This is a genomic window from Streptomyces sp. V2I9 (assembly GCF_030817475.1).
Classification (GTDB): Bacteria; Actinomycetota; Actinomycetes; order Streptomycetales; family Streptomycetaceae; genus Streptomyces.
The window spans coordinates 630,020-637,500 of the sequence record NZ_JAUSZJ010000002.1; the positions used below are offsets into that span (position 1 = coordinate 630,020).

General features: G+C 65.4%; 5 protein-coding genes and 2 rRNA genes (1 of these 7 cut by a window edge). All 7 read right to left on the reverse strand.

The window, feature by feature from the left end:
• Positions 1–159: 159 nt before the first annotated feature.
• Positions 160–975, reverse strand: a complete 816-nt coding sequence (locus tag QFZ71_RS02825) for a DUF881 domain-containing protein (RefSeq protein WP_307666660.1) — start codon at positions 973–975, stop codon at positions 160–162.
• 5 nt (positions 976–980) lie between these two features.
• A complete protein-coding gene (locus QFZ71_RS02830; protein WP_003970459.1) occupies positions 981–1,313 on the reverse strand; it encodes a small basic family protein in 333 nt (110 codons plus the stop codon).
• The gene (locus tag QFZ71_RS02835; RefSeq protein WP_307666661.1) at positions 1,310–2,224 is read right to left on the reverse strand and encodes a DUF881 domain-containing protein; all 915 of its coding nucleotides are present in this window, start codon (positions 2,222–2,224) and stop codon (positions 1,310–1,312) included. The genes QFZ71_RS02830 and QFZ71_RS02835 overlap by 4 nt, the downstream gene beginning before the upstream one ends.
• Before the next feature lie 97 nt (positions 2,225–2,321).
• On the reverse strand, positions 2,322–4,817 hold the full coding sequence (locus QFZ71_RS02840) for a mannose-1-phosphate guanyltransferase (protein WP_307666662.1): 2,496 nt from the start codon (positions 4,815–4,817) through the stop codon (positions 2,322–2,324).
• A gap of 111 nt (positions 4,818–4,928) precedes the next feature.
• The gene (locus tag QFZ71_RS02845; protein ID WP_307666663.1) at positions 4,929–5,537 is read right to left on the reverse strand and encodes a CDP-alcohol phosphatidyltransferase family protein; all 609 of its coding nucleotides are present in this window, start codon (positions 5,535–5,537) and stop codon (positions 4,929–4,931) included.
• Positions 5,538–5,699: 162 nt separating this feature from the next.
• Positions 5,700–5,816 (reverse strand): 5S ribosomal RNA (gene rrf / locus QFZ71_RS02850).
• Between the two features lie 78 nt (positions 5,817–5,894).
• Positions 5,895–7,481: ribosomal RNA gene (locus QFZ71_RS02855) — 23S ribosomal RNA — on the reverse strand (it continues 1,539 nt past the right edge of the window).

Consider the following 7,481-nt stretch of genomic DNA (forward strand, 5'->3'; position numbering starts at 1 on the left):
CCGTGGGGCAGGACGAACCCTGACTGAACACACCTGCCGACCCGGACATCTTCACAACGTCCGTATCCACCCGACAGTTTCCACCACGCACCACCAATCCGGTGCGCCGACCCCCCGCAACCGTCCGGCCCGGTCCCCCGGCCCTCACACCGGCCCGGATCACGGGGTTGACGACCGAGCGTAGTCAGGCCGCTGCGCCGGTCGCAAGGCGTCCACGACGATGTCGTCGGACCGTTCCACCAGCACCGTGGCCTGCTCCTTCTCCAGCGTCTGGACCACGCCGCCGGGGATGTTGAGAGCGGGCTCCAGATCCTGCGGCTTGCCGATGACCGTGAACTCGTACGGCGCTTCGATCTTCTTGCCGTCCACCTGGACGTCCCCGGCGTCCCCGGAGAAGTAGGTGTTGGCCACCACGCGCACCCCGTTGACCTCGATCGCCTCCGCCCCGGCCGCACGCAGCTCCTGAAGGGCGTCGAGCAGCATGTCGGGCGCGACCGCCCCCGAGGGGTCGGTGATCGTCAGCGTGATGCCGGGGCCCTCGGCCGCCACCGTGCCCGCGAGGATGCCGAGCTGGCGCTCCTTCTCCAGCGTCTGCTTCCGGGCCTCCTCGGCCTGGTCGGAGCTGTTCTCGAGTTCGGTGCGCTGATCGTCCAGGCGTTGCTTCTCGTCCTCAAGGCGCTGCGTCCGGTCGTCGACCTCGTCCAGGATGCGGACCAGGTCCTCCTGCCGGGCACCGCGCAGCGCGCTGTCGTCGCTGGTCGACCGTACCTGGATGGCCAGCCCCAGGCCGAGTCCGAACAGCAGCACGGCGACGATGAGTTGGGCACGGCTCAGCCGTGGCGGCCACAGACCGGCCCGGAGCCGCTGCCGGCCGGTCACCCCCTGGGCGGGAGGCGGCGGCGGAGCGGGGCTGTCCGGGACGGCGGACGCGCCGCCCTCGGGCTGTTCGCTGCGGGTGTTCTCGTCGTTGTTCATCGGCCTCAAGCCCGGAAGACGTGCCGGCGGATGGCGGCGGCGTTGGAGAAGATCCGGATGCCGAGCACGACCACCACACCCGTGGAGAGCTGGGCGCCGACGCCCAGCTTGTCGCCGAGGAAGACGATCAGCGCGGCCACCACGACGTTGGAGAGGAAGGAGACCACGAAGACCTTGTCGACGAAGATGCCGTCGAGCATGGCCCGCAGACCGCCGAAGACGGCATCGAGCGCGGCGACCACCGCGATCGGCAGGTAGGGCTCGACCACCGCCGGCACCTCGGGCCGGACCAACAGTCCGACCACGACTCCCACGACGAGGCCCAGTACGGCGATCACGATGTGCCCTTCCCTGTGTCTGCCGCACCTCTGCCGGCGGCCTTCGGCTCTGCTGTACGGACGATCAGACTCGGGGCGGCCGGAAGCCGCACCTTCGGCTGTTCGGAGATGCTGGTGCGGATGTCGAAGCTCTCCTTGAGCGCCTGGAGGTACTGGCCGTCGGCGCTGTCCCCGAACGCGGTCGTGAGCTTCTCGCCGTCCCCCACCGCGAGCACCGTGTACGGCGGTACGAGCGGCCTGTTGTCCACCAGTATGGCGTCACCGGCGGCCCGGATCGCCGACAGCGCGGTCAGCCTCTGCCCATTGATGGCGATGGCCTCGGCCCCGGATTCCCATAGACCGTTGACGACCCGCTGCATGTCCCGGTCGCGCACCCGGCCGGTGTCGGCGAAACCCGAGGACTCACGTGGCCCGCCACCACCCTGGTCGGTGTCCTTCGCGTCGTCGACGACCAGCTTCACGCCGGGGCCCTCGACGGGTGTCGCACCGGACAACAGGGCCACCAACTGCCCCTGGTCGCCCCCGTGGTCCTCGAGGGCCTTGCGCTGACGTTCGCTCACGTCGGAGCGGAGCTCGTCGACGTCGGATTCCAGCGTGTCCGCCGCCTCCGTCTCCGCTTCGATCCGGTCGATCAGTTCCTCGCGCTCCTTGGCGACGACCGGTGCGGAGATCCGCGCCTCGGCCGCGCCGAGGGTGACCACGAGGGCGGCCACCACCAGTCCGGCGGCCAGGCCGAGCTTCGACATGAGCGTACGGGGCAGTCCCGCGCTCCCGTCGGCCCTGCGCCGCGCCGACGCCTCCGCGTAGCCCTCGTCGAGGCTGTGGTCCATCACGTTGTTCAGCAGCGACATGGACGCGTCGGGGCGTACGGGCGGCGAGGCGGTGCTCCGATCGGGGGACGGCTGCGACATGCCGCACATCGTCGCACGTCATCACGGCTGCCGCCGAATGGCCCCACCGGTGCGCCGGGGTCTCCGGTACCGGAGACCCCGGCGCACCCTCCTCACATCAGTCCCCCGCGCTCTCCACCACCGCTGCCCACTCGTCGAGCAGCGCGCGGGCCGACGCGTCGTCCGGTCCTTCCGCCCACAGATGGGTGACGGCCTCCGCCCGGTCGGGCAGGACCATGACCCAGCGGCCGTCCGCCTCGACCACGCGGACCCCGTCCGTGGTGTCCACGCTGCGGTCACCGGCCGCCTCGACGACCCGGCGCATGACGAGCCCCTTGACGGCCCAGGGGGTCGCCAGGTCGCGGCGCAGGACGTGGGCCCGCGGGATGCGGGCGTCGATCTGGCTCAGGGTGAGCTGGGTGCGCGCGACGAGGCCGATGAGCCGGACGAAGGCGGCGGTCCCGTCGAAAACGCTGCTGAATTCGGGAACGATGAACCCACCGCGCCCGTCTCCTCCGAAGATGGTGTCCTCTTCACGCCCCACACGGGTCAGGTCGTCGGGCGACGTGGTCGTCCACTCCACCTGGGTGCCGTGGTAGGCCGCCACCTGCTCGGCGACACGCGTGGTCGTGACAGGCAGGGCCACCCGACCGCTGCGCCGTTCCGCGGCCACGAGATCCAGGAGGACCAGCAGGGCCCGGTCGTCCTCGATGATCCTGCCCAGTTCGTCGACGAGGGAGAGCCGCTCACCGACCGGGTCGAACCGCACACCGAAGGCCGCCCTCGCGGAGGACACGATCTCGCCGAGCCGGACCAGACCGGCCCGGCGGGTCTCGGCGGTTTCGGTGGGCCGCGACTCGTCGAGTCCCGGATTGATGGTCAGGGCGTCCACGCCGAGCCGCCCGAGCAGGCTGGGCAGGACGAGGCCGGCGCTTCCGTTGGAGGCGTCGACGACGACCTTCAGCCCCGATTCGGCGATGCCCTCGACGTCGACGTTCCTCAGAAGGGATCCGGTGTACGAGTCGAACACGCTGGACGGGAAGTGCAGGTCCCCGATCTCTCCGGGGAAGGCCCTGCGGTACTCCTGGCGTGCGTAGACCCGGTCGAGTTTGCGCTGCTGCGCCTGCGAGAGGTCCGATCCGCGCTCGTCGATGAACATGATGTCCACCGAGTCGGGCACGCCGGGGGACGTACGGATCATGATCCCGCCGGCGCTGCCGCGGGCGGTCTGCTGGCGCGCCACGGGCAGCGGTACGTTCTCCAGGTCCCGTACGTCGATGGCGCTGGCCTGGAGGGCCGAGATGACGGCACGCTTGAGGGCGCGCGCGCCACGGGAGTGGTCACGCGCGGTGGTGACCGTGGATCCCTTCTTGAGGGTGGTGGCGTAGGCGCCGGCCAGCCGTACGGCCAGCTCGGGCGTGATCTCGACGTTCAGGATCCCGGAGACCCCGCGCGCCCCGAAGAGGTGTGCCTGTCCGCGCGACTCCCAGATCACCGAGGTGTTGACGAACGCGCCGGCCTCGATCGTCTTGAACGGGTACACGCGGACGTTGCCCTGGATGATCGACTCCTCGCCGACCAGGCATTCGTCGCCGATGACGGCGCCGTCCTCGATGCGGGCCGCGCGCATGATGTCGGTGTTCTTGCCGACCACGCAGCCCCGGAGGTTGCTCTGCTGCCCGATGTACACGTTGTCGTGCACCACGGCCTTGTGGAGGAAGGCTCCGGACTTGACGACGACGTTCGATCCCACGACCGTGTGCTCGCGGATCTCGACGCCCGCCTCGACCTTGGCGTAGTCGCCGATGTACAGCGGGCCGCGCAGCACGGCGTCGGGGTGGACCTCAGCTCCTTCGGCGACCCACACGCCGGGCGAGATCTCGAAGCCGTCGATCTCCACGTCGACCTTGCGCTCCAGGACGTCCGCCTGGGCCTTCACATAGCTCTCGTGGGTGCCGACGTCCTCCCAGTAGCCCTCGGCGATGTAGCCGTAGATCGGCTTGCCCTCCTTCATCAGCTGAGGGAAGACGTCGCCGGACCAGTCGACGGAGGTGTCGGCCTGGACGTAGTCGAACACCTCGGGCTCCATGACGTAGATGCCCGTGTTCACGGTGTCCGAGAAGACCTGGCCCCAGGTCGGCTTCTCCAGGAATCTCTCGACCTGGCCGTTCTCGTCCACGATGGTGATCCCGAATTCCAGCGGATTGGGCACCCTGGTGAGGCAGACCGTGACCAGGCCGCCTTTTTCCTTGTGGAACGCGATGAGGTCGGTGAGGTCGAAGTCGGTGAGCGCGTCACCGGAAATGACGAGGAAGGTGTCGTCCTTCAACGCCTCCTCGGCGTTCTTCACGCTGCCCGCGGTGCCGAGTGGCTTCTCCTCGTTGGCATAGGTGAGCTCCATTCCGAGCTCCTCGCCGTCGCCGAAATAGTTCTTGACGAGAGAAGCGAGGAACTGGACGGTCACTACTGTTTCGCTGAGCCCATGCCGTTTGAGCAGCCTCAGGACGTGCTCCATGATGGGCCGGTTGGCCACAGGCAGGAGCGGCTTGGGCATGCTCGAAGTCATGGGGCGAAGACGCGTGCCTTCGCCGCCAGCCATCACGACGGCCTTCATGTCGGAAACGTCCTCCTCGAAGAGACGACGGTCGGCCGACTTCGCCCGTCGGGCGTCAATGACGACAACAGCTGCGGGCCGGCCACACTGCACGGCACCGCATCAACGAGCTCAATCGGCTACTGCATCCGCCTTCACAAGTCGGCGGACCTGGACCACATACAAGATTCCTGCCCACCAATACAGGGTTGTACCCCATCCTGCGAACGCCCATCCGAAAACGGCGGCCAGTGTGGCCAGCCAACCACTCCCGTCACTGAGCAGCAACAAGGGGAAGGCGTACATCAGGTTGAAGGTCGCGGCTTTCCCGAGGAAGTTGACCTGCGGGGGCGGATAGCCGTGGCGGCGCAGGATGCCCACCATCACGAGAAGCATCAGTTCCCGGGCGAGGAGGAGTCCCGTGACCCAGAGGGGCAGAATCTCGCGCCAGGTGAGGCCGACCAGGGTGGAAAGGATGTACAGGCGGTCAGCCGCCGGGTCCAGGAGCCGGCCGAGGCTGCTGATCTGGTTCCACTTGCGGGCGAGCTTGCCGTCGAGGTAGTCGCTGATACCACTGAGCATCAGCACCAGCAGCGCCCAGTTGTCGCAGTTGGGCCCGCCGAACACGGGGCGAAGAATCAACCACAGGAAGAGTGGTACGCCAACCAGGCGAGCCATGCTGAGGATGTTGGGGATGGTGAGGACCCGGTCCGTCTGGACCCGAGTCTCCTGGACCTCCACCCGGGGGCCTCCTGTGAAGAACGTGCCGATGATGCCCCCTGACCCTACCCTCACCTTCCGTCACCCGGTGCACGGGGGTGGAGGCACGCGGCAGAGGCAGAAACTGGTCCGGAACGCAGAAAAGCCCCGTGCCACAAGGCACGGGGCTTTCCCGGAAAAATTGTTCGGCGGCGTCCTACTCTCCCACAGGGTCCCCCCTGCAGTACCATCGGCGCTGAAAGGCTTAGCTTCCGGGTTCGGAATGTAACCGGGCGTTTCCCTAACGCAATGACCACCGAAACACTATGAAAATTTGAACACCGGGCAACAACACGGCCGTTCGTTATTTCAGAACTAACACAGTGGACGCGAGCAACTGAGGACAAGCCCTCGGCCTATTAGTACCAGTCAGCTCCACCCGTTACCGGGCTTCCACATCTGGCCTATCAACCCAGTCGTCTACTGGGAGCCTTAACCCTTCAAGAGGGTGGGAATACTCATCTCGAAGCAGGCTTCCCGCTTAGATGCTTTCAGCGGTTATCCTTTCCGAACGTAGCCAACCAGCCATGCCCTTGGCAGGACAACTGGCACACCAGAGGTTCGTCCGTCCCGGTCCTCTCGTACTAGGGACAGCCCTTCTCAATATTCCTACGCGCACAGCGGATAGGGACCGAACTGTCTCACGACGTTCTAAACCCAGCTCGCGTACCGCTTTAATGGGCGAACAGCCCAACCCTTGGGACCGACTCCAGCCCCAGGATGCGACGAGCCGACATCGAGGTGCCAAACCATCCCGTCGATATGGACTCTTGGGGAAGATCAGCCTGTTATCCCCGGGGTACCTTTTATCCGTTGAGCGACAGCGCTTCCACAAGCCACTGCCGGATCACTAGTCCCGACTTTCGTCCCTGCTCGACCCGTCGGTCTCACAGTCAAGCTCCCTTGTGCACTTACACTCAACACCTGATTGCCAACCAGGCTGAGGGAACCTTTGGGCGCCTCCGTTACTCTTTAGGAGGCAACCGCCCCAGTTAAACTACCCATCAGACACTGTCCCTGATCCGGATCACGGACCCAGGTTAGACATCCAGCACGACCAGAGTGGTATTTCAACGGCGACTCCACAACCACTGGCGTGGCCGCTTCACAGTCTCCCACCTATCCTACACAAGCCGAACCGAACACCAATATCAAACTATAGTAAAGGTCCCGGGGTCTTTCCGTCCTGCTGCGCGAAACGAGCATCTTTACTCGTAGTGCAATTTCACCGGGCCTATGGTTGAGACAGTCGAGAAGTCGTTACGCCATTCGTGCAGGTCGGAACTTACCCGACAAGGAATTTCGCTACCTTAGGATGGTTATAGTTACCACCGCCGTTTACTGGCGCTTAAGTTCTCAGCTTCGCCACCCCGAAAGGCAGCTAACCGGTCCCCTTAACGTTCCAGCACCGGGCAGGCGTCAGTCCGTATACATCGCCTTACGGCTTCGCACGGACCTGTGTTTTTAGTAAACAGTCGCTTCTCGCTGGTCTCTGCGGCCACCCCCAGCTCAAGCAGCAAGTGCTATCACCAGTGATGGCCCCCCTTCTCCCGAAGTTACGGGGGCATTTTGCCGAGTTCCTTAACCATAGTTCACCCGAACGCCTCGGTATTCTCTACCTGACCACCTGAGTCGGTTTAGGGTACGGGCCGCCATGAAACTCGCTAGAGGCTTTTCTCGACAGCATAGGATCATCCACTTCACCACAATCGGCTCGGCATCAGGTCTCAGACTCATATGCACGACGGATTTGCCTACCGTGCGTCCTACACCCTTACCCCGGGACAACCACCGCCCGGGCTGGACTACCTTCCTGCGTCACCCCATCGCTTACCTACTACAAGTCTGGTTCATCGGCTCCACCACTACCCTCAACTCCGAAGAGATCGGGCCGGCTTCACGGACTTAGCATCGCCTGATTCAGTA

Coding starts and splice junctions, on each gene's coding strand:
- QFZ71_RS02840 (WP_307666662.1), bottom strand. CDS start 4,817: ATGAAGGCCGTCGTGATGGCTGGCGGCGAAGGCACGCGTCTTCGCCCC.
- QFZ71_RS02825 (WP_307666660.1), bottom strand. CDS start 975: ATGAACAACGACGAGAACACCCGCAGCGAACAGCCCGAGGGCGGCGCG.
- QFZ71_RS02835 (WP_307666661.1), bottom strand. CDS start 2,224: ATGTCGCAGCCGTCCCCCGATCGGAGCACCGCCTCGCCGCCCGTACGC.